Genomic DNA, 21291 nt, shown 5'->3' with positions numbered 1-21291 from the left:
GCCATCTCCGACCACAGGACCGGGCACCCTCAGCACCCGGGAACCTGGCATGATCATGCCCCGACATGCACGTCGGTTCAACGCCGGGGAAGGATCGCCATGCGCGGCGCTCTATGGGTTCTCCTCAGCGTGTTGGCACTCCTGGAGTCCAGCTGCGGCATCGCTGCTCTCGCCACCGGCCGCATATGGGTGCCCTGGGCCCGGCACCGAGTACTGCGGCCCAAACCGTGGGGATGGGCCCAACTCCTGGGAGCCGCCATGCTCAGCCTCTCCCCCCTGCACTTCGGCCTGGGAGTGAACATCCCGGTGATGGCCGTCCTGGTCCTCTCAGTGATCCTCATGATCGCCTCCACCGTGCTGAACCACTTCGCCCTCAAAACTCCCCGCACCCCGCCCGGCTGACACCCCGCACCACCACGCATCACCTGACCCAGCTGCTGAGCCCCAGTGTCCTGAGTCGGTAATTCGTCGACAGTATGAGGCGAGGGATTCGAGGATCTGGTCGGCTGTCTTCGTCCAGACGAAGGGCTTGGGGTCCTGGTTCCAGGTGGTGATCCAGGTGCGGATGTCCTTCTCGAGTGCCGGCACGGATTTGTGCACTCCGCGCCGTATCTGTTTGTTCGTCAGCTCTGCGAACCATCGCTCGACGAGGTTCAGCCAGGAGGAGCCGGTGGGCGTGAAGTGCAGGTGGAATCGGGGGTGGGCCAGGAGCCATTTCTTGATGTCTGCGGTCTTGTGGGTCGCGTAGTTGTCGCAGCCGAGATGAACGTCGAGTTCGGCCGGGAGCTCTCTATCGAGCTTGGACAGGAACTTCTTGAACTCTGCGGCGCGGTGGCGTCGGTGGAGGGATCCGATGACCTGGCCGGAGGCGGTGTTGAACGCGGCGAAGAGGGTGGCGGTGCCGGCCCGCACGTAGTCGTGAGTGGCCCGTTCCGGCACTCCGGGCATCATCGGGAGGACCGGCTGGGACCTGTCCAGGGCCTGGATCTGCGACTTCTCATCCACGCACAGCACCAACGCCCGTTCCGGCGGGTCAAGGTACAGACCGACGACGTCGTGGACCTTGTCAACGAAGAACGGATCCGTGGACAGTTAGAACGTCTCCGAGCGGTGCGGCTGCAGCCCGAAAGCACGCCACACACGCGAGACCGTCGACTGGGAAAGGCCCGTCCTTTTCGCCATCGACCGAGTCGACCAATGCGTCGCGTTCTCCGGCGTCGATTCCAGCGTCCGTGCGATCAGATCCGCAACCTGCTCATCGGAAACGGTACGAGGCCTGCCGGGCCGCGGTTCGTCCTCCAGGCCCGCCAGCCGATCCTGCAGGAATCGCCGGCGCCATTTGCCCACCGTTTCCCGCGTCGTCCCCATCCGATCTGCGACCGCGGCGGTCGAAACGGGGAACCCGCCCTCACCCACCGCATCACACGCCAGGACGAGACGGGCTCGAAAGGCCATGTCCTGGGCCCCCTTCCGCCGCCGCACCCACCGCTCCAACTCGCCACGTTCAGCATCAGTCAGGTTCAGCGGCGCAAGCTTCGGACCAGGACGAGTCATACAAGAACACTAGGCCAACTACTGACTCAGGACACTAGTCCTGAGCCCAGTCGAAGGGCATGGGAGCACCCTGCGGGATCACCCACGGGTGGGGATAGCGGGCCTGGCATACGGTACAGCGGGCGATGAACGGGCCAATGCTTGGATTCGTCAGCATGCTGTAGCTCTTGGCGGGTGTCGCCGGCAGCATGTGACCGTTGGCGGTTGTCTCCAGCCCGGGCCACTCGGGAGTGCACTGGCAGGGCTGATCGGAAGCAAACGGAGTGTCGCCGGGGACCTTGCCCGTCCTCTCGAAAAGGCGGGACAAGCTCTTGGGTATGGACACGGCGGGCTCACGTTTCGCTGGTGACTATGGTGCGGCGAGCATACCCACGAGGGTGGTGGAGCGGCTGGCCGGCGCCCTCGCCACTACGCTCCCGGTTCCATCCCGTCTGCCGTCGTCCCACACTCTGTGGAGCGGGCGTGGTTCAGGGCGTCAAAGTGGAGCGCGCCACTGTACGAACGACCTTGACGCCCTGGGCCGCGACTGCTCGGCTCTGCCTGGGACGACGGCAGGCGGCATGGCAGCCCCCACCCCGACCACGTACGACCCGAGGTCGCCGAGTTGCTCCCATCCCAGAGTCGGAGCGCTCCCGCCGGAGGCCGTGCCTTCACGGCTGGCAACCGCGTCACCGCCCCTGACCCAACCCCGACCTTGTGATTCCCCCACTTGTGGGCGCGGACGGCGACCGGCGCGGCCAGCCGGTGGCGCAGACGTGGAGGCGAGGACGCGCCGGGCGACGGCCGGCGCCGCCACGCTGTGCGCGGCCCTTTCGATGCCCGAGAAGACTGCTTTACAGACTCTGAGAAGCCCGAGGCGACGGGCCAGCGGCAAGCGGAGCGAGTCGCCTTGATCTAGTAGAAACTCTGTCCCCAAAGCCAACGGGCCCCCTGTCACCAGCCGTTGAGAGCGTCCAATGGCTTGGATCGCCACGCGATGTTGCCTGCAACGAATCAAGTGAATCCCGCCCCGAAGGGGCCCTGACTTGCGGAAAGACGGCGGCGCAGTGCGCCTCTCACAAGCTCTCACATTTGAAATCCGACAATACAGACACCAGAGACCGCCCCCGCAATGCGGAGACGGCCTCTGACCTGCGTAAGCACCGTCGGGACGACAGGATTTGAACCTGCGACCCCTTGACCCCCAGCGTTCGTCATAGCCTGACGGACTGTGTCTGGTGGTCCGGTGCAGTCCAGATCGCCCAGGTCAGGTCCTGTTGCACGACCGCCGCCATGACGACCATTCCGGCTCCATGACGCCCCGTCCGTGAGACGCCTGTGAGAGACACCTGGATGTGGCGCTCGCCGTAGCCCTTGGCTGGGACTGCGTGGCCGACGTTGCGATGCCGCAGGCGGAGCCGCCGTGTTCGGACCGGCGGCCTGCGATCCAACCGTCTGCCGCCAGGTCGACGCCCTCGCCGCGGGCTGCCCTCGCGCACTCCGGCGATCTGTGGGGCGCGGTCCGAAGTCCGTGAGCTGACCCGACGGTTGACCGGCGAGGAGGCTCCGGACGCGGGCGGCGAGGTAATCGTGGACATCGACGGAGCGCTGGTCCCGGCGCACCAGATGTCTCTTCCCCGGTATCCACCCCGGCCACCTCATCTCCGCTGGCCGTCCTCGGTCGCAAGCTGGCGGCCCATCACATCGCCCACCCGGACGGCTCGCACCACAACCCTCATCGCTGGGGCTGAGCTGGGCCGCTGGATCCAAAATCCGTGCCTCGTCAAGCCGAAGGGTGAGACCGGCAACGCCCAGGCGCGCAGTCCGCGCCGATCTCACCCGTCAGTGGCCGTCCTTGTCGTCCTCCCCGCACCGGAACACCTTGTCGTCACCCTGCTTGTGGGTTGGCGCCTACGGGAACCGGGGTGGTGGGCCGGCCGAGGCCGGGATGGGGAAAGCGTTCGAGAGCGGCGAGGTACGGCAGATGTTCCAGGGGCTCGTCGAGGAGGAATCTGCGGGTCAGGTCGAGGTGTTCGCGGGTCCGGGTGAGGAAGACCCAATGGTCGGCTTCTTGGAGGGTGGCGAACACCGCTTGGGACGACATTGCGGCAAGGGCCCGGCTGTCGGTGGGGCGGATGGCGATGTCGTGTTCGCCGGTGACCACGAGGAGCGCGGCTGACAGTCCGGTGGGCTGGGGTGCCTCGCAGAGCATTTGCAGGCAGCGGATCCACTGGTTGATGTGGCTGTTGTCCGCGCCGTTGAAGAGGTCGTTGAGAGCCCAGTGCATGGTCGCGCGGCCGCGTACGGAACGCCTGGGGTCCAGGCACAGCACCGAGGAGATGATTTCGTCGACGACCTCGTGCCGGGCAGAACTTCTTGCGCGGGTCGCCAGGGCGGCGAGGGAGGTGTCGGGGGGCAGATGAGGGCGGTGTCCGTTGGCGCCTGTGAGGACGAGGTGATCGATGCGGTCGGGGTGACGGACCGCGAAGCGGTAGGCGATCTCTCCTCCGTGGGAGGTCCCCAGGACATGCACCCGCGGCAGGCCGAGTTCGTCCACGACAGCAGCGAGGCCGTCCGCGAGATCGTCGAGGCCGCAGTGCGGGGGTAGCGTCCCGGGGCCGGACACACCGGCGATGCGTACACCCACGATGTCCGCTACGGGCAGCAGCGCCTTGGCCTGAGGGCGGATGGTGGCCTCGCCCTCGGCGGCCGCGCGGACGACGAGAACAGGGGCGGTGCGCGGTGAAGGGCTCGCGCGGCTCTGGACCTGAAGGACCAGCCCTCGGCTACGGATCGCTCGGGTGGTGACATCGCCTTGCTCCATGGGTGCGCTGCTCCTCCAACGGTCGTGCGTGGGGTTCGGTGAGCCGGGAGCACATTCGGGAGAGGTGCTGGTGCCGTTCGAAGGCAACCACGGCGCAGCCCGGTCGCCCTGGACGGTGACACCCGCCATCGAGGCCGGTCGTTGCGGCTCCTTTGTAGCAGGCGGTGTGGTCGCGAATGGGTTGTGCTCATGCAGACGGGTGAGTCCGAAGACGATCGGCGGCCGCCGTGCGACCGCTTCTTGCTTCGCCCGGCCGCGGGCTCACACACGGCATTGCCTGGTCGGCAGTCCGCAGCAGCAGCCAAAAGCGGGAAGCTGTCACCGCCCGTCATTGCAGGTCGTGTTGCGACCGGACTGGGTGCCAGCGCACCGCGTTTTTCTTCCGTCGCCCGTGTCTCTTTGATCATTTCGGAAGTTGCTGTGACGTGACGACGACGTCGCAATGCGCGTGACGGCCTTCATGCCGCCACTTGTCGGAAGGTGAGTGATGACTGGCATGGTCTACGACACCCTGGTCGGCATCCTGGACGAGACGTTTCAGGTCGAGCCGGAGATGATCCGGGCTGACGCCACTTTGGCCGATATGGAGTTGGACTCCCTGGATGTGGCCGAGCTCGCCGCCATCTTGGAGGACCGGTTCGGGGCCAAAGTCACCGGCCGGAACATGGGCAAGGGCTCAACGCTCCGCGAGGTGGCCGAGGTGATCGACGGCGGTATCGACGGTGAGAGGGCGTCGGTGGCTTCGGCATGTCAGTGAGGGGGAAGCAGATCGCGGTCACGGGGCTGGGGATAGTCACCCCTGCCGGGTATTGAGTGGACGCGACGTGGCGCAGGGTGCGCGACACTGACTCCACCGCGGCTGCCACCCACCCCGAACCTACGGGCATCCTGGCGATCCAGCAGTCGATGGTTCCGCGCACGGACAATCTCGGGTACCCCGCCCCCGGCATCGAACTGAACCTCGTGACCAAGACTGCTTCCCGCCGGCCGGTGCGGGCCGCACTGTCGAACTCTTTCGGGTTCGGCGGCCACAACGTCGTCTTGGCCTTCTGTACCGCATAATCCCGTACCGCTCAGGGCACTGCCCCACGACAGGAGCATCCCGCTCATGGACACTGCCACCGCACCCTCGGCCGCCCCGCCCGCTCCGCGTGGCGTCATCCGCCGGCTCCAGTCCCGCCAGGGCCGCGAGGACCCCTTCCCCCTCTTCGAGGAGATCCGCAGCGCCGGGCCGGTCGTAAGCCACGGTCCGCACGCGCTCCTGGTCACCGGCTACACCGAATGCCTCCAAATCCTCACGGACCGGATCTGGCAGGTGCCCGATCACAAGTGGCGCGCCGCACGGGGCCTCGACACCGACGGCCTGAGCGCAAAGGTCCTGATCACCCTTCCACGACTCAACCCTCCTCTGCACGGCCGGATGCGTCGCCTCCAGTCCGGCCCCTTCACCCCCGCCGCGCTGGAACGCATCCGTCCCACCGTCCGCACGCTCGTGCGCATCCACCTCGACCAACTGGACGCCGAGCTCACCCGGTACGGCCAGGCGGACTTCGTCGGCAAGGTCGCCCGCGCGCTGCCCGTTGCCGTCATGTGCGAAATCCTCGGACTGCCCTCCGAGGACCGGGCCCTGGTCGCCCGGTACAGCCTCGATACCGCAGCACTGACCGAACCCTTCGCCACCCCCGCCCAGACCGTGGTCGCCGATGCGGCAGCCGCCGAGTTCCACACCTACGTCATGGCCCTCCTCGACGAACGCGCGCGCACCCCCGGCACCGACCTGATGTCCCAATGGCTCACACACGAACGCCTCGGCACCGAGCGGGTGCCCCGCGACGAGTTGGCCGCCCACATCGTTTTCCTCGTCGGCGCCGGAGCCGAGACCACCTCGTCCCTGTTCGCCACCGCTGTCCAAGCCTTCGAGCAGTACCCCGGCCAGGCACGGTGGCTGGCTGCCCATTCCGAGGCCCTGCCCCAGGCCATCGAGGAACTCACCCGGTGGGACCCATCCGTCCAGAACGCCGTCCGTGTCCCGACCCGGGAGACCACGGTGGCGGGCACCCACGTCCCTGCCGGCACCCTCGTCCACGCCCTCATCGCCGCCGCCAACCGCGACCCCGCACACTTCCCCGACCCCCACACCCTCGACTTCCGGCGCCCCCCGCGCCGCAGCCTCGCCTTCGGCGCCGGGATCCACTACTGCCTCGGCGCGCCCCTCGCCCGCTTGAACGCAGCCGAATTCCTCCCCGAGCTCCTGCGCCGCTTTCCCACCCTGCACACGGACGGACCGGCCACCCGCACGCCCGGACTCAACCTGCGGACCTTCCTGACCCTCCCGGTCAGCCGCCGCCCCCGCCCAGTGCTCACCCACTGACGGCAGGCCCAGGCAGCCATCGCATTCACCGGTGACGCGGCGTGTCCTGGCAGATGCCGGAGCCGTTGAACCCCGGACCCGAACCGAGCGCCACCCAGAGGAAGGAACATCATGCAGGTCAGAGGCTTGTCCCACGCCTACCGCCGACGTGCTGTGCTACACGGCATCGACCTGGACCTACCCCCCGGTGTCCTGGCCGGAATCGTCGGGGAAAACGGCGCGGGAAAGTCGACCCTGCTGAAAATCATCTCCGGCGAACTGCGTCCCACGCGGGGCACGGTGACCCACCGCGGCCGGTTCGGGTACTGCCCCCAGGACGTGGTCCTCAACGACGCGCTGACGGTGCGCCAGCACCTGAAGTTCTTCAAGACTGCCTACGGGCTGGCGGACCTGCGACGCGCCGAGGAAATCATGGCGGCGCTGCGGCTCGACGAGTACGCAGACACCCGCACCGGGGTCCTCAGCGGCGGTACCCGGCAGAAACTGAACCTCACTCTCGCCCTCATGCACGACCCGCAGGTGCTGCTGCTGGACGAGCCCTACCAGGGCTTCGACTGGGACACCTATCAGCGCTTCTGGGACCTCGCCACCCAACTGCGCGACTCAGGCCGCTCCGTGCTCGTGGTCTCCCACCTGGCCTATGACGCCGAACGTCTCGACCTGCTCTATCGCCTGAACGCCGGCCGTCTGCACCCCCACACTCCCACCCTCGCACACACCGCAGAAGGAACAACGGCATGAGCAACGGCGCCAGAAGGCATCTGATCTGGTTCACCACCGCCGTCCGCTACAACGTGATCGAACACTCCCGCAACAAGTTCGCCATGCTCTTGGTCGTGGCCTTCGTCCCCACCTGGACGGTCCTGGCCTACCTCGTCATCCCCAAGACCCCCATCCCCTTCCGCCTGCGCGCCACCGGGCAGCTCCTCGCACCTGCCGGCAACCAGATGACCCAGCTCACGGGTGCCCTCAACGCCGTCGCGCTCATCACCGGGTTCATGATGTTCGCCGCCACCTTCACCGGCGGGCGCTTCGACAAGCGCCTCGCCCTGGCGGGTTACCCCCGCCCCCACCTCGTCCTGGCCAAAGCCGCCACCCTCACCCTGGCCTCGGCCCTCGTCGCCGCCTACGCCACTGCCGTCATCTGCATGGCATGGTCCCCCAAGCAGCCGCTCCAACTCGCGACCGCACTCTTCAGTAGCGCAATGACCTACGGCGCCCTCGGCGTCGTCTTCGGATCCGTGCTCCGCCGCGAGGTCGAGGGCATGTTCGCCGTCGCGATGACCAGCATCGTCGACATCACCCTGCAAAACCCCACCCGCAGCTCCAGCGCGGGGAGTCCCCTTGTGCACTTCCTGCCCTCCCACGGAGCCATCCAGACCGCCACCGCCAGCGGCTTCTCCACTACTCACACCCCCGATTACCTCGCTCTACAGGCCCTCTGGTTCACCGCCACCGCACTGCTGGCCCTGCTCGCCTTCCATCGGCGCACCCGCAACGCCCTCCCCCCGAAGGCCGCCGGCGTAGGGCTCGCTCACGTAGGTACTGAGGCGTCCACAGTTGGTATCGACATCACCACGACACCACCGAAGCAATCATCGGCACCGTCTCTGGCACCCTGACCCGCCCACAACTCCTCGGTCTCGGCCGCCACGACGCCAAGGGCCGCCTGCCAGCAATCGGCGGACCGGACGCACGAGGTGGAGAGATGCCAACCCGGTGGGGGCGGCTATGCCTAGGGTGTCCGCGGCTGGTGGAAATGCAAGAGTGGGAAGAAGACCGCCCACGGCACGAACCTCTGCATGAAGTTCAGCGTGGCGGGGGAAGCCGTACGCAGCGGCACCTCACGGGTACGCCAATCGCCGGAAGGCTGACGGTCATCGACCTGTTGGCTCGCCCCTGGCTTGCGAACGGCCAACGTGCCCGCACCGTACCGCCGTCGAGCTGTTCGACGATTTTGCTGTCAGCCAGGTAGGTCGACCCCCGCCGCTGCACAACCCGTTGCCGCCCACTCGCGCCGACCTCGGCCTGCAGGTCCAGAGCCCGGGCGCCGGCTCGCGGTGTTGGCCACCCGCCCGCGACGCCGCAGGCGCCGTACGCCCAGCACCCGATCGTGGCATCAGCCAATGAGCGTCAGCGCTGAGAAGTTCCGTGATGGTCACTTGCAACGAATCAAGTGAATCTCGACCCTAAGGAGATCTGACCTGCGGAAAGACGGCGGCGCAGTGCGCCTCTCACAAGCTCTCACATGTGAAATCCGACAATACAGACACCAGAGGCCGTCTCCGCAATGCGGAGACAGCCTCTGACCTGTGCAAACACCGTCAGGACGACAGGATTTGAACCTGCGACCCCTTGACCCCCAGAGGGCGAGTCAAGGGTTTTCGCAGGTCAGCGGGTACGTGATGCGCGCTGCTCTGTTCCCATGAGCTGGCACTGTTCGGCTGCGTGCACAGCGCGTGGTCCCAAGTGGTCCCAGGGATCCATCTCTGGAGACCCTGGGCTGATGACGACGAGCAAGCTGGCGCCCATTGAAGAGAGACCAGTTGTTGCGAGTCCTCCAGGGCTGATGACGATGCTGGCGTTCGCGGCTCTGGCAGATGAGTGGGCCGTGTTGCAAGCCCTCCAGGCTGATGGCGTTTCGGAGCCGAGCCGCCTCGCCAGACTGCGCGCCGTGTTGCGAGTGTCGGTGTGAAGTCTCTGGACATGCTTGACAGTTCGTTGCCATGAGACGCTCGACGTACTGGTGTGCGTCTCAGGAGATGCTTGTCTGCTTCTGACTGTCCTCACGCCTGGACACAACCCTCTGATCCGACTGAGCGGTCCGGGGTTCCAGTGGCTCCAGCCTGCTGTCACCCATAGGCCACAGCAGACCGAAGCCGGCCGGCGTCCGTCAGCCGAACCTGTAAACCGGTACGGAAGACGACTCATGTGGTGCTGAACGAACTCCACCAGCTCACTGGCCGACGGGGCGGTGGTGCGCCCGGGACTCGGGCCCTGCGGCGACTACATCGGGCCGCCTGGGAACCGCGGTTGGACTTCGTTGAGTTCGGTGAGGGCATCGGCGATCCGCTGCCGGGGACTGTCCGTGGGGCAGTATTCCTGGAAGCGCGCCCACAGACTCCAGCCCTGGGATCCGTCGAGTCTCCTCAAGGCCCGCTCCACCAGGTAGGGGTCCAGGTCGTGCATGGCCAGCAGACCGGTGTACCCGTAGACACCGGCGAACTGTTCGGCCCACCCGAGTGCCGGGTCCTCCCAGGTACGGAAGAACACATGATGGATGTGCACCGCCTCACCGAGCGTGTCCCACGCTTCGGAGAACGCCGCGTCGGCCGGTCCGATCGCGTCGGCGGCGACGTCGAACGGCGCGGAGAGGGCCTGCTGCCGCTCCGCAAACGCGGCGTCGGACACCAGGCGCAGCGCACGGTCCGCTGTGTCGCTGACCCGCCGGATGTCCACCGCCGCCCGGGCGGCGGCGCGGGCCGCGAGCGCCGGGCCGGTCCACGCCAGGAGCAGTGCGGGGCGGTCGGCGGCTGCGATCCGGGCTTCGAAGGCGTCCGCCTGGGCGATCCGGGCCAGTAGCGGGCCGCACACGGCCGCCAAAGCGGTGACCTTACGGGACCGGAGATCCTCCAGCTGGACCGCGCGGGCGACGAATTCGGCCAACTCCGCATCCACGGCCACAGCCAGCGCGGTCAGATCCTGCCCCACTTCGGTCGCGGCGGCGAGAGCGGCGAGCGCTTCCAGGCCGGCCGCCGTCGGACGGACCAGGTCCTCGCCCGTCAGGCGCGGTTCCCTGCTCCGCAGGATCTCCAGTACCTGGCCGGTCGCCTCGGCGCGACGAGGTGCCGCGGCCTCCGGGAAACGGTGAGTGCGCTGGTCCGCGAACCCCCGCAGCACCTCTGCCCACCACGACCGCCGGGGTCCCTCCGGCACGGCGGCCAGGGCCTGGTCAAGGCCAGGCCGCGCGGTCCACCGGTCGCGCAGTGCCCGGCCGGTCTCGTCGATCCACCGTTTCACCGCACGCTCGGCGGCCTGCCGCAGCTGTGCGTCGGTGGCTGGAAGCGGAACCGGCACGTTGTCTCCCCCAAGCCCGCGTTGTCGGCGTAGACGACCCGTCCTGTGGAGTGTGGCAGCCCGGTGGCTCCGGGGGAACGAGAGTAGGGAAAGTCCGCTCCGCGGGTGTGCGTGGGTTGCGGCCAGCGTTGTTCCGCAGCACCGCCCCGCGCCCTACCCGGTAGCGCCGGCCAGGAGCCACTGCGCGGCCGCGCCGACCATGGTCCTGACGCCACTTCGATCGTCGGGTCCATGACCGGCGCCAACAGCGGTGGTTGCCCGGGGATCACCACGAACCGGGAGTGGTCGTCGATCCCGGTGACCATCTCGCATTCGCGCCCGTCCGCGACCATCACGCCCGGTGCGGGGTTTGCGAACCCTTCAGAGCTGATGACGACGGCGATGCCGACGCAGTCGGGCGGCTGCTAGGCCCTCATTCGCTCGCGGATGATGACACCGACAACGAGAACGGCGACTGGGCCGGCCACAACGGTTACCAGTGCTGACCACTCCCCCACGAGATCGCCTGGGCCGCCGCGGAGAACACCAGCGCGTGCGAGGACAAGACCCCCGCACCACTCTGGTCTCGTGACGTGTCCCCTCTCCGGCGGCCCGGACCCGCCCACTTCCGCCTTTCAGCAGGCCCGATCGCCGTGGAGATCTAGGTACAGCTGCCGGGCCTGACAATCGAGACAACCAGTGCGCCATGCCCGGCGAATTATCCGATCCGAGCAGGAACGACCCCATTTCCCAGCTGTTAAGCGGCTTGGATGAGTTCTGCGCGGCCGAACAAGAGGGCATAACCAGGGGGGAGTTGGGCGAGGATGCGGTCGAGGAGGTTCGTGCCGGCCAGTTCGGCGACGGTGGCGAGGACGGCGCCGGCGTCCCAGCGCGCGGTGGCGGGGCTGCCGCCGGTGAGGGCGGCGAGATTGCTGACGAAGCCCCATCCGTTACAGGGTTCGAGGGTAGGGAGCTGGGCGGTGAGGGTGAGTGCCGCCTCGACGGGGAGGCACGCGGCCAGGTCGACGCGTTCGTCGCCGATGAGCTGTTGCCCGAGGACCGTCAGCACTGCGTGCAGGGTTTCCTCGGCCCGCTGCCGAGTGGCGTACGCGCCTTCGTACCTGATCCGCTCCAGCATCAGGTCGAACGTCGTGCCGGGCATGGCGGGGCCGGCGATGATCCCGGTTCGGGGTGGTGGAACATCGGTGCTTGCCTTTCTCGTCCTGAGACGTTCTCGGGGGTGAATACGGCCTGTCGCTGTGCAGTTCGGCCGTGGCGGCTCAGCAAGGAAGGTGCGGGGCCGCCCTTGGGGCGTCAGGTGTGGTGGGGGCGGCCGAACAGCAGGTTGTAGCCCGGAGGTAGTTGCAGCAGGACACGGGCGGTGAGGTCCTCGCCCGCTGCGTCGGCGCTGACGCTCAGTACCGCGCTGACGTCCCAGGCGGCTGTTTGCTCCGTGGCGCCCTCGATCCAGGCCGCGACGGCCCGCACGAACCGCTCGGGAGACAGCGGTTCGGCTGCCTGCAAGGGATTGAGCAGGATGACGGCGAACGTTTCCGGGAGGCGGGTGGCCAGCTCGGCCCGGACATCACCGACCAGGTGCGCGCCCAGCAGAGCCAGAACAATACGTGCGGCCTGTTCGGCCTCCTGGCGGGTGCGGTACTCGCCGCGGTCCTGGACCTGGTCGAGGAACGCTTCCCATCGCATGACCACCACGGCCCCCTTCGCGTGGGTGCTTCTACGGGTGTAGGTGCAACTGGGCGATTCGGAGGACGGGACGGGAGGGACGAATCGCGTCCCGTCCTCCGCTCGCTGGACTGTCGGGGACGACCGGGTCAGCTGCTGATCTGCTGGTGCGTGGCCTGGATCTGCTGGTGCGTGCTCTGGCCGCCGATGGAGATCTTGCGAGGCTTGGCGCGCTCGGCGATCGGGATGCGCAGGGTCAGGACACCCGCGTCGTAGTCCGCCTGGATGTGCTCGGTGTCCAGGGTGTCGGCGAGCATCACCTGGCGGGAGAAGACGCCCAGGGGACGCTCGGAGAGCTCCATCTGCACGTCGCCCTTCTTCGCCACCGGTCGGCGCTCCGCCCGTACGGTGAGCATGTTCCGTTCGACGTCGATGTCGATCGCGTCCTTCTCCGCACCAGGCAGATCGAAGGCGATGACGTACTCGTCGCCGGCGCGGTAGGCGTCCATCGGCATGGCGGTCGGCTTCGACCAGGTCCCGGTCGTTCCCGTCAGCTGCTGGACGATCCGGTCCATCTCGCGGAACGGGTCAGTGCGCATCAACATCGCGAAACACCTCCAGTTGGTTCAGGCAGAAACTGCCAATGCGCTTCAACGTGCTTCCGTTGTAGCATGTCATCCAAACGATGACAAGCACGATGTCATCAGAAGGGTGACACGTACGAGAGGAACGTCCATGACCGGCCCCGGACACCCCACCGACCCCGCCTCCCTCCTCGCCGCCTCGATCGCCTTGGACGCCATCAATGAAGCCGTCCACACCGCTCAGACTCCTCAGCCCGGACAGCCCCCGCAGACCAAGGACGCCAGTTCCGGGCAAGCGCTGGCGGCCCTGCTGTTGCTGCGTGAGCTGCGCGACCAGCTCGCCGGATGGGAACCGTCCCTCATCGAAGCGGCACGCGACGCAGGTGCGAGCTGGGCCGAACTCGCCCACCCTCTCGGCGTCGCCAGTCGCCAGGCAGCCGAACGCCGCTACCTGCGTGTCCGCTCCGGAGCTCCCGGATCCACCGGCGAACAACGCGTGCAAGCCACCCGCAACCGCCGCGCGGCGGACCGCAACATCACCACCTGGGCCCGGGACAACGCCGCCGACCTGCGCCAGCTCGCCGGACAGATCACCGCGCTCACCGACCTCCCCTCACGCGCCGATACCCCCCTCGCCGCATTGGCCGACGCCCTCGCCCACGACGACGCCACCCACCTCCTCGACCCACTGACGGCAACACGCACCCACCTCCAGGCCGGCCACACCGATCTCGCCACGCGCATCGACACCGTCACCCGCCACACCGACCAACTCCGCCGCGACAGCGGCGACCATTGACCCGCCACGTCCGGCATCAACACAGGTCCACCCGGCTCCGGCGCTGCGGCGGCCCGACCGCTCTCCGAAAGGTGCGAACCATGGACCTCCCCAGTGCTCCTTCACCTGCACGTCATCAAGCACCGCGAAGCCGGGTACGCCGGCAGCGACCATGCGCGATGCAGGCCCCCTACCCGCATAGACCGGTCGTACGGGTTTGAACCAAGGAAGCCGGGCGAGGGTCAGGCACACGGCATGCGGCCTGTCCATCGGGCCACCGCCGTCCGTGGAGCCGACCACCGCAACCGGCACAGAGCGCTCTTGGAGTGCGGCGCGCAGGAATCGAATGTTGCGGGTGTGTGCTCTGGCCATCCGGGTATGTGGCGCTTGCCGAACCGGCCAACAGGATGAGGAGCAGTCATGACGATCACCACGGCAGCACAGACCACCATCACCGCTCCTGCTTCGCCCACCGGGGCGCTGCCGTGGATCGAGGATGCGGGCACAGTCGCCCCAGCCGACGCACGGGAGTTGTCGAGGCTGTTCTTCGACCGGTTGCAGTCGCTGGAGGAGGGCACCCGGGAGTACCAGTACGCCCGCAACACCCTCATCGAGCTGAACATCGCCGTGGTCACGTTCGTCGCGCGGCGCTTCCGCAACCGCCCCGAGCCGCGCGAGGACATCATCCAGGTCGGCACGATCGGCCTGATCAAGGCCATCGACCGGTTCGAGCTGAGCCGTGAGGTCGAGTTCACGACCTTCGCCATCCCCTACATCTCCGGCGAGATCAAGCGGTTCTTCCGCGACACCAGCTGGGCCGTCCACGTACCGCGACGACTCCAGGAACTGCGGCTCGAGCTCGCGAAGGCCACCGAAACACTGTCCGACCGGCTGGAACGGGACCCGACCACCGCGGAGCTCGCGGCCTTCCTGGAGATCACTCCGGAGGAGGTCACCGAGGGCCTGGTCGCATCGAACGGCTACACCGCCGGAACCCTGGACCTGCCCCTCGGCGGCGACGACAGCGGCGACAACGACAGCATCCTGGCCGACCGCATCGGCGACATCGACCCGGCCATCGAGGGGGTGGAGAACCTCCTCGCCCTCAAGCCGCTGATCGCCGCCCTGCCCGAACGCGACCGCCGGATCCTGAACATGCGCTTCGGCCAGGAAATGACCCAGGCCCAGATCGGCGCCGAACTCGGCGTCAGCCAGATGCACGTCTCCCGGCTCCTCAACCGCACCCTCACCCACCTGCGCAACCACCTGACAGCTTCCGCCTGAACGGGCCGGGGAATATGGAACGGTCCCACGCCCACGCCCCCGTCGCGAAACGCGTGCGCGAATCGGCGCCACCAACATCGGCGGGCGCACCGCTGCCAATGGCCGAGCGGGGATGGGGCGGGCTCAGCCGGGCAGCCGGCCGAGGAGTCTGTTTGCACCCTGCTGGTTTGGAGTACCGACCTCACCCGGTCTGCACAACTCCCGCTCCATTGTGCCTGCGCCGGCGGAATGCCTTGAGTTGACGGGCGAGCTCGACTTCCGCACCGCTCCCGTATTGGCCGCCGCACTGGACCAGATTCCGTTCCTGCGGGGAGGGCTACTAGTTCTCGACGTCTCCCGGCTCAACCAGGCCCTCCTCGACCGGCCCGCAAGCCACGGAACCGGATTCGTCACCGTGATCTACGCCCCCCACCGGCGACGGCCTGGACATCACCTTGATGCGAGCCGGCCACACCCTTCCACTTCTCATCGACGCGGAGGGCACACGCACCTTCGTCCACAGCGAGGCACTGGGTGGCTGGATTGCCTGCACCCGCGCGGCTGACCTGCCGTTCCTGCACTCCTTCGCTCACAGCCTCGAACGCGACCGTGCCGCCGTCGATGCAGCCCTGACCCTGCCGCACCACAACGGCCGCACTGAAGGCGTCAACAACAAAATCAAACTCCTCAAGCGCCAGACCTACGGCCGCGACGGCCACCCACTCCTTCGCCAGCGGATCCTGCTCAGCTGACAACCGGACCGAGACGATCAACGCCTACGAAAGTCTTGGAAGAGCCGTCCTTTTACAGTCCCAACAGCCACCGCAGGTGCGAGGTTATGGCGATGGTGAGGCTGGGAGTGTGGTCGCAACCTGTTGGCCGGATAGCCCGGCCGGGTCGGCGGGCCGGCTTGCGCACCGGGAATGTGATGCGGTGCGCAGCAGACGACGTGTGCGGTCGCCGTACTCAGGCGGCGGGATGGTGGGCGTCGGTGCGGAGTTGTTCGTTGAGTGCGAGGGCTTCTTCGAGTTGGTCCTGCAGCGCGACGATGCGGCACGCGTCCTCGATGGCGGTGTCCTGGTCGACGAGTTCGCGGACTCGGGCCGCGATGCGCAGTTGGTAGCGGGAGTAGCGGCGGTGTCCGCCCTCGGAACGTAGCGGGGTGATCAGGCGGGCTTCGCCGATCGCGCGGAGGAAGGCCGGGCTGGCGCCGATCATTTCGGCGGCGCGGCCGATGGTGTAGGCGGGGTAGTCGTCATCATCGAGGCGGGCGAAGGAATCGTCTGCTGTCATCTCACCTCACTGGGAAACACGCGAAGGACGAGTAACGAACGTGTGGAGGGGCCCTGGCGCTGTAGCGCCAGGGCCCCGAAGGACGGAAAACACCACCGGCCGGCCCTAGTACTGCGCCGGCCTACTGTGTCCGCACTGCCGACCGTGGTCGGGGGTGCGGGGATCGCGAATGCGTGACCGGAGACCACCTCACTATCGATGTCCTGCGGTACCCGGGGTTCAACACTCGACCCGGGCGATCCCGATGGCGCTCAACCCCTCCGTTCCCTCTGAACCGAATCACTGACCGAACCGGAACTGCGAACTACTGGTCTGCTCTCACTACGAGTACTGCGAACTGCTGGTGGCCTTGACTGCACCACCGTCCGGCAGCCAGCCCCGTCGCCCGTCCTGCAACTGCCCTGGCTTAGAACCCCACTGCCGAACCTCTCGGCACGCGCGCCCGCAGCCCGACGCCTTCACCGAGAAACCACTGAACCCACTGCTGGTACTGCAACTGCATCCGGTACTGCTGTCCTGCGTGATGCGGTACTGCTGAACTGCGGTTACTGCGTGTCAGACCTGCACATTCCGTACTGCGGTCTTGCGCGGCGGCCCCTCCCGGGGCGGCCCGGCCCGGCAATCAACCCTGCGACCCACCAACACTGCACTGGCCGCCGGATTCCATCACCGTGCCACCTACTCTGCGCGGCAGTTCATGTCTGCCGCGCCCTGCTTCCTTCTTGGCTACGAGAGGAACATTACCCACACCCAGGAGCGAATGTCTACTTCACACGCGATAGATTTTCGGGGCAGCAGCCGACAGGCATCCTGACCCCACCCAGCAGGCACGGGGGCACGACACGGTACGGAAAGGGCAGGAGAACCGCATGCGACCCGACCAGTCACCGCCCCTCCCGCAGATGGACATCTGCGACGTGTGCGCCCGGCATCTCACCGACGGATGCCACCTGGGCGTCGTCCGGGACTCCTCCGCGATCCACGCCCGCGACCCGGCACGCGACGGCCTCCGCCTGACGAATGGTGGTCGGTGGTGACCGTGCAGCCTCCCGATCAGGCGGCGTACGGGGAGCTGACGGTGCGCGTGCAGGCGGCCGGACCGGCGCGGATGGCGGCCCGTGCGTCGAGCGCGGGGTCATGGCCGGTGAGCAGGTGTTCGGTGACGGTTCAGGACGGGGGACTCACGCAACCCAGCGGATGGTGGTGGGAGGTGCGGGGCACAGTGCATACCTCCACCTATCCACAAGATCGGGCCCGGTGGTATCGCTCGTCCGGGTGGGAACCCGCTCCTGCAGTGGGGTAGCTTGCGTCTTCGTGCCTGCCCGGAGTGTCGCTCGGCCGGGTCTGCATTGGGGCAGGTGCGGCAGCGGGGAGAGAGCTCTTATGCGGGACAGCGGAACCGACGGACTGGGTGAGGCGCTGGCCGCAGCGGAGGCCGCGCCGCCGGTGGAGTCCGTCGACGTCATCGCCACAGCACTGCGAAGACAGGTCGGGGCCCGTTCGGTGTCGTTCCTGATCACCGACTTCACCGGCGGCGCCGTCGTGCGCCTGGCGCCGCTGACGACATTGACCTGAACCGTCCCGCTGACCCGATTGCCGTGTCCGGGACCGTGTACCAGCAGGTGATCCGCACCCAGCAACCGCATGTGGAACGTGTCGGGGAGGGTGCGTGGACGCGGGTGATCGCACCGGTGACCAACCGCGGGGACGCCATCGGGCTGCTGGAGCTCTACCTGCCCCACCACTCAGGCCCGAACACCCTGGAGAAGATCCGCCGCAGCGCGCACGCCCTGGGGTAGATCGTCATCGCGAACCGGCCCTTCACCGATCTCTATCAATGGGGTCGCCGCACCGCGCCGCTGAGTTTGGCTGCCGAGATCCAGCATCGGCTGCTGCCCGCTTCCCTGGCATGCGAAGCCGCCCAGTTCGCGGTCGCCGGCGCGCTGGAGCCGGCTGAGTTCGTCGGCGGTGACACCTTCGACTACGTCATAGACCGCGACCACGTCCAGCTGTCCGTCACCGATGCCATGGGCCACGACGTGGACGCCGCCCTGCTGGCCACTCTCCTGGTCGGCGCCCTGCGCCTGCGCGCAGGGAAGGTCGAGCAGATCGTGCCGGCCATCGACATGCCCTTCGGCTTCCTGGCCCCGCACACCTACACCGTCCAGCACCTGGACCTGCGGGCCGGGGACCGGCTGGTCATGCTCACCGACGGCATGCTGGAACGCAGCGCCGCGAACCTCGACCTGCCCGCGCTCATCGAAAGCACCCACCACCTGCACCCGCGCGAGGCCGCCCGCGTCCTGATCGAGCACATCGTCCAAGCCCACGACGGGCAGGACGACGCCACCGTGACGTGCCTGGACTGGTACGGCACCGAAGACACCCGACGCCACGCCGACCATGGCGCCGACCTCACCGAAGCCTCCCCCAGCACCCACGCCTCCCCCACAGCCTAGGTGTATGGACCACGACCGACGCTGAGAGCTGTCCCACCCCCGGCATCGGTGATGGGACGGCTCTCGGCGGCGGCGTGGGCTGTGGTGTTACGCAGCGAGGGTCACGCGGGGGGCCGGGCGTTCGCCTGATCCGGAGCGGCGGGCCTGGGCGAAGCGGCTGCGGCGGCCGCGGGTGGCGGAGGCGCTGCGCTTGGCGCGTTCCACGACCGGTGCGGCGATGACGCACGGGATGCCGCTGGGGGCCTGGGCGCCGGTGATGCGGGTCAGTTCGGCCTCGTCGGGGCGGACCTGTGCGGTCTGCGGGGTGATGCCGGCGTCGCGCATCAGGCGGATCATGTCGCGGCGCTGGTTGGGCAGGACCAGGGTGACGACGCTGCCGGACTCGCCGGCGCGGGCGGTGCGGCCGCCGCGGTGGAGGTAGTCCTTGTGGTCGCTCGGGGGTCGATGTTGACGACCAGGTCGAGGTTGTCGACGTGGATGCCGCGGGCGGCGACGTTCGTGGCGACCAGCACGGTGACGTGTCCGGTCTTGAACTGCTCCAGGGTGCGGGTCCGCTGCGGCTGGGACTTGCCGCCGTGCAGTGCCGCGGCGCGCACTCCGCTGTTCAGCAGGTGGTCGGTGAGCTTGTCCACGGCGTGCTTGGTGTCGAGGAACATGATGACGCGGCCGTCACGGGCGGCGATCTGCGTCGTCACGGCGTTCTTGTCGGCGCCGTGCACGTGCAGCACGTGGTGCTCCATCGTGGTGACCGCGCCGGCCGACGGGTCGACGGAGTGGACGACCGGGTCGTGCAGGTAGCGGCGCACGAGCAGGTCGACGTTGCGGTCCAAGGTGGCGGAGAACAGCATGCGCTGCCCGTCCGGGCGCACCTGGTCCAGCAGCGCGGTGACCTGCGGCATGAAGCCCATGTCGGCCATCTGGTCGGCCTCGTCGAGCACCGTGATGCCGACCTGGTCCAGGCGGCAGGAGCCACGGTCGATGAGGTCCTTGAGCCGGCCCGGCGTGGCGACGACGACTTCGGCGCCACCGCGCAGCAGGTGGATCTGCCGTCCGATGGACATGCCGCCGACGACGGTGGCCATCCGCAGCCGCAGCGAGCGGGCGTACGGGGTCAGGGCGTCGGTGACCTGCTGGGCGAGCTCACGGGTCGGGACCAGGACCAGGGCGAGCGGCTGCAGCGGCTCCGCGCGCTGTCCGGCGGTCCTGGCGAGCAGCGCCAGACCGAAGGCGAGCGTCTTGCCGGAACCGGTGCGCCCGCGGCCCAGGACGTTGCGGCCGGCCAGGGCGTTGGGCAGCGTCGCGCCCTGGATGGGGAACGGCACCGCCATGCCCTCGTGCGCCAGCGTCTGCAGCAGGGCGGCCGGCATGTCCAGCGCGGCGAAAGTCTCCACCGCGGGCAGCGCCGGAGTGAGAGTGACCGGCAGGGCGAACTCACCCTGGACGGACGGGCGCCGGCTCGAACCGCCGGAACGGCCCGACCCCGCATAGCCACCGGAACGGCCGGAGCCACCGGAGCCCGCGTAGCCGCCGGAACGGCTCGGCGCACCGGAACGGCTCGGGGCCGAACGGCCGTAGCCGCCGGCGCTCGAAGCACCACCGCGACCGCTGGAACCTGAGCTGGAACTGGAATACGAGCGGTTGGAACGTACGGGGTTCACAGAGAACCTTCCTGGATACGGCGCGCACCCAGGAGGCCCCAGCAGCGAACACGCCGCGCGAAGGCATCGCAAGAACGAACCGAAAGAATGAGAAGAACGAGGCGGGACCGAAGCGGCGCGGAATCAACCGCGCGAACACACTTCGCCACGAGCGGCACTGCCAAAGATGCAGGCCGGGAGCGGGACCCGCACAGGGCGGGTCCGGGGCAGTGAGCACATCGCGGTCGTGGACCGCGGAGCCGCCTGCCGTGCGGCATGGGCACTGATGTCCGCAGCCGCCCCGATCCGCGATGAGAGGAGCGGGGAGACTTGCGAGCGACGGTCAGGGCCCGCGACCTTGCGGAGCGGGCCCTGACCGTGTGATGCGCGTCAGTGCTTAGGCGGGAACGATGTTCTCCGCCTGCGGGCCCTTCTGGCCCTGCGTGACGTCGAAGGAGACCTTCTGGCCTTCCTGCAGCTCGCGGAAGCCCTGGGCGGCGATGTTCGAGTAGTGGGCGAAGACGTCAGCGCCGCCGCCGTCCTGCTCGATGAAGCCGAAGCCCTTTTCCGCGTTGAACCACTTCACGGTGCCAGTAGCCATGTATGTCTCCTTAAGACAGGGGGCAGAACCGAAAACCGCACTGTGCGGAGTCCGCGTCGCCGCAATGAGCCCATCCGGAGATGACCGGCAAAACAAAAAATGCACCCGCGGGTCACGCCCGTCGAGTGCACACAAAGTTCATGGGTACCACAACTGCAACTGGCAACAACGTAGCACGAATACTGGCCCTCGGGCCGGATTTCCCATCG

General features: G+C 68.0%; 18 protein-coding genes and 5 pseudogenes. 14 read left to right on the top strand and 9 right to left on the bottom strand.

The features are described 5' to 3' along the window. The first annotated feature begins 99 nt into the window (after positions 1-99). Entirely contained in the window at positions 100-402 is a 303-nt protein-coding gene (locus tag LNW72_RS32555; protein ID WP_250978639.1) for a hypothetical protein, read from the top strand. A 63-nt stretch (positions 403-465) separates the two neighbouring features. Here the strand turns inward: LNW72_RS32555 and LNW72_RS32550 are convergent. After that, positions 466-1554 (bottom strand): annotated as a pseudogene (locus tag LNW72_RS32550) (IS630 family transposase); the annotation flags it as partial. A gap of 1328 nt (positions 1555-2882) precedes the next feature. Between LNW72_RS32550 and LNW72_RS32545 the strand changes: the two are divergent. Then, a pseudogene (locus LNW72_RS32545) lies at positions 2883-3156 on the top strand (IS1380 family transposase); the annotation flags it as partial. 265 nt (positions 3157-3421) lie between these two features. Here LNW72_RS32545 and LNW72_RS32540 read toward each other — a convergent pair. Then, on the bottom strand, positions 3422-4357 hold the full coding sequence (locus LNW72_RS32540) for an alpha/beta fold hydrolase (protein WP_250978638.1): 936 nt from the start codon (positions 4355-4357) through the stop codon (positions 3422-3424). Between the two features lie 496 nt (positions 4358-4853). Between LNW72_RS32540 and LNW72_RS32535 the strand changes: the two genes are divergently transcribed. From LNW72_RS32535 to LNW72_RS32510, 6 genes are all read left to right on the top strand, one after another. After that, positions 4854-5114, top strand: coding sequence for an acyl carrier protein (locus LNW72_RS32535; RefSeq protein ID WP_250978637.1), 261 nt, complete (start codon positions 4854-4856; stop codon positions 5112-5114). A 77-nt stretch (positions 5115-5191) separates the two neighbouring features. Beyond that, entirely contained in the window at positions 5192-5419 is a 228-nt protein-coding gene (locus LNW72_RS32530) for a hypothetical protein (protein ID WP_250978636.1), read from the top strand. Between the two features lie 46 nt (positions 5420-5465). After that, entirely contained in the window at positions 5466-6728 is a 1263-nt protein-coding gene (locus LNW72_RS32525) for a cytochrome P450 (RefSeq protein WP_250978635.1), read from the top strand. 111 nt (positions 6729-6839) lie between these two features. Beyond that, positions 6840-7469: an ABC transporter ATP-binding protein gene (locus LNW72_RS32520; protein WP_250978634.1), complete on the top strand. Its 630-nt coding sequence runs from the start codon at positions 6840-6842 to the stop codon at positions 7467-7469. Beyond that, on the top strand, positions 7466-8350 hold the full coding sequence (locus LNW72_RS32515) for an ABC transporter permease (protein WP_250978633.1): 885 nt from the start codon (positions 7466-7468) through the stop codon (positions 8348-8350). The genes LNW72_RS32520 and LNW72_RS32515 overlap by 4 nt, the downstream gene beginning before the upstream one ends. An 884-nt stretch (positions 8351-9234) precedes the next feature. Next, on the top strand, positions 9235-9423 hold the full coding sequence (locus tag LNW72_RS32510) for a hypothetical protein (protein ID WP_250978632.1): 189 nt from the start codon (positions 9235-9237) through the stop codon (positions 9421-9423). Between the two features lie 311 nt (positions 9424-9734). Here LNW72_RS32510 and LNW72_RS32505 read toward each other — a convergent pair whose 3' ends face one another. Next, positions 9735-10805 (bottom strand): hypothetical protein, encoded by a 1071-nt coding sequence (locus LNW72_RS32505; protein ID WP_250978631.1) that lies wholly within the window; start codon positions 10803-10805, stop codon positions 9735-9737. A gap of 231 nt (positions 10806-11036) precedes the next feature. Here LNW72_RS32505 and LNW72_RS32500 point away from each other — a divergent pair, with 231 nt between their 5' ends. Beyond that, positions 11037-11213 carry a hypothetical protein gene (locus LNW72_RS32500; protein ID WP_250978630.1) on the top strand — a complete coding sequence of 59 codons (177 nt, stop codon included), beginning with the start codon at positions 11037-11039 and terminating at the stop codon, positions 11211-11213. A 328-nt stretch (positions 11214-11541) separates the two neighbouring features. Here LNW72_RS32500 and LNW72_RS32495 read toward each other — a convergent pair whose 3' ends face one another. The 3 genes from LNW72_RS32495 to LNW72_RS32485 all read right to left on the bottom strand — a co-directional run bounded on the left by LNW72_RS32495 (position 11542) and on the right by LNW72_RS32485 (position 13072). After that, positions 11542-11946, bottom strand: coding sequence for a DUF2267 domain-containing protein (locus LNW72_RS32495; RefSeq protein WP_250978629.1), 405 nt, complete (start codon positions 11944-11946; stop codon positions 11542-11544). Positions 11947-12098: 152 nt separating this feature from the next. After that, complete coding sequence (locus tag LNW72_RS32490; RefSeq protein WP_250978628.1) at positions 12099-12488, bottom strand: DUF2267 domain-containing protein; 390 nt, start codon at positions 12486-12488, stop codon at positions 12099-12101. Between the two features lie 128 nt (positions 12489-12616). Next, positions 12617-13072 (bottom strand): Hsp20/alpha crystallin family protein, encoded by a 456-nt coding sequence (locus LNW72_RS32485; RefSeq protein ID WP_250978627.1) that lies wholly within the window; start codon positions 13070-13072, stop codon positions 12617-12619. A 130-nt stretch (positions 13073-13202) separates the two neighbouring features. Between LNW72_RS32485 and LNW72_RS32480 the strand changes: the two genes are divergently transcribed. From LNW72_RS32480 to LNW72_RS32470, 3 genes and pseudogenes are all read left to right on the top strand, one after another. Next, positions 13203-13850: a type III effector protein gene (locus tag LNW72_RS32480; RefSeq protein WP_250978626.1), complete on the top strand. Its 648-nt coding sequence runs from the start codon at positions 13203-13205 to the stop codon at positions 13848-13850. Between the two features lie 399 nt (positions 13851-14249). Next, on the top strand, positions 14250-15113 hold the full coding sequence (locus tag LNW72_RS32475; RefSeq protein ID WP_250978625.1) for an RNA polymerase sigma factor SigF: 864 nt from the start codon (positions 14250-14252) through the stop codon (positions 15111-15113). Between the two features lie 509 nt (positions 15114-15622). Then, positions 15623-15844: pseudogene (locus tag LNW72_RS32470) on the top strand (transposase); the annotation flags it as partial. A gap of 214 nt (positions 15845-16058) precedes the next feature. Here the strand turns inward: LNW72_RS32470 and LNW72_RS32465 are convergent. Next, positions 16059-16385, bottom strand: coding sequence for a MerR family transcriptional regulator (locus LNW72_RS32465; RefSeq protein ID WP_250978624.1), 327 nt, complete (start codon positions 16383-16385; stop codon positions 16059-16061). A gap of 869 nt (positions 16386-17254) precedes the next feature. On the opposite strand from LNW72_RS32465, the gene LNW72_RS32460 reads away from it, so the two are divergent. Together LNW72_RS32460 and LNW72_RS32455 are read left to right on the top strand one after the other, a co-directional pair. Continuing rightward, positions 17255-17422, top strand: coding sequence for a hypothetical protein (locus tag LNW72_RS32460; RefSeq protein ID WP_250978623.1), 168 nt, complete (start codon positions 17255-17257; stop codon positions 17420-17422). 346 nt (positions 17423-17768) lie between these two features. Continuing rightward, positions 17769-18844: pseudogene (locus tag LNW72_RS32455) on the top strand (PP2C family protein-serine/threonine phosphatase). Positions 18845-18931: 87 nt separating this feature from the next. Here LNW72_RS32455 and LNW72_RS32450 read toward each other — a convergent pair. Continuing rightward, positions 18932-20502: pseudogene (locus tag LNW72_RS32450) on the bottom strand (DEAD/DEAH box helicase). Between the two features lie 376 nt (positions 20503-20878). Continuing rightward, positions 20879-21082 carry a cold-shock protein gene (locus LNW72_RS32445; protein ID WP_034275260.1) on the bottom strand — a complete coding sequence of 68 codons (204 nt, stop codon included), beginning with the start codon at positions 21080-21082 and terminating at the stop codon, positions 20879-20881. Positions 21083-21291: the final 209 nt, after the last annotated feature.

The sequence above is a fragment of the Streptomyces sp. RKAG293 genome, assembly GCF_023701745.1.
Classification (GTDB): Bacteria; Actinomycetota; Actinomycetes; order Streptomycetales; family Streptomycetaceae; genus Actinacidiphila.
This window is presented reverse-complemented; position numbering and strand designations above follow the sequence as displayed.

Excerpts from the sequence above, each read along its gene's own strand:
- LNW72_RS32510 (WP_250978632.1), top strand. The coding sequence starts at position 9,235 with ATGACGACGAGCAAGCTGGCGCCCATTGAAGAGAGACCAGTTGTTGCG.
- LNW72_RS32475 (WP_250978625.1), top strand. The coding sequence starts at position 14,250 with ATGACGATCACCACGGCAGCACAGACCACCATCACCGCTCCTGCTTCG.
- LNW72_RS32460 (WP_250978623.1), top strand. The coding sequence starts at position 17,255 with ATGCGACCCGACCAGTCACCGCCCCTCCCGCAGATGGACATCTGCGAC.
- LNW72_RS32555 (WP_250978639.1), top strand. The coding sequence starts at position 100 with ATGCGCGGCGCTCTATGGGTTCTCCTCAGCGTGTTGGCACTCCTGGAG.
- LNW72_RS32535 (WP_250978637.1), top strand. The coding sequence starts at position 4,854 with ATGGTCTACGACACCCTGGTCGGCATCCTGGACGAGACGTTTCAGGTC.
- LNW72_RS32490 (WP_250978628.1), bottom strand. The coding sequence starts at position 12,488 with ATGCGATGGGAAGCGTTCCTCGACCAGGTCCAGGACCGCGGCGAGTAC.
- LNW72_RS32485 (WP_250978627.1), bottom strand. The coding sequence starts at position 13,072 with ATGTTGATGCGCACTGACCCGTTCCGCGAGATGGACCGGATCGTCCAG.
- LNW72_RS32520 (WP_250978634.1), top strand. The coding sequence starts at position 6,840 with ATGCAGGTCAGAGGCTTGTCCCACGCCTACCGCCGACGTGCTGTGCTA.
- LNW72_RS32515 (WP_250978633.1), top strand. The coding sequence starts at position 7,466 with ATGAGCAACGGCGCCAGAAGGCATCTGATCTGGTTCACCACCGCCGTC.
- LNW72_RS32495 (WP_250978629.1), bottom strand. The coding sequence starts at position 11,946 with ATGCCCGGCACGACGTTCGACCTGATGCTGGAGCGGATCAGGTACGAA.
- LNW72_RS32445 (WP_034275260.1), bottom strand. The coding sequence starts at position 21,082 with ATGGCTACTGGCACCGTGAAGTGGTTCAACGCGGAAAAGGGCTTCGGC.
- LNW72_RS32480 (WP_250978626.1), top strand. The coding sequence starts at position 13,203 with ATGACCGGCCCCGGACACCCCACCGACCCCGCCTCCCTCCTCGCCGCC.
- LNW72_RS32525 (WP_250978635.1), top strand. The coding sequence starts at position 5,466 with ATGGACACTGCCACCGCACCCTCGGCCGCCCCGCCCGCTCCGCGTGGC.
- LNW72_RS32465 (WP_250978624.1), bottom strand. The coding sequence starts at position 16,385 with ATGACAGCAGACGATTCCTTCGCCCGCCTCGATGATGACGACTACCCC.
- LNW72_RS32540 (WP_250978638.1), bottom strand. The coding sequence starts at position 4,357 with ATGGAGCAAGGCGATGTCACCACCCGAGCGATCCGTAGCCGAGGGCTG.
- LNW72_RS32500 (WP_250978630.1), top strand. The coding sequence starts at position 11,037 with ATGACCGGCGCCAACAGCGGTGGTTGCCCGGGGATCACCACGAACCGG.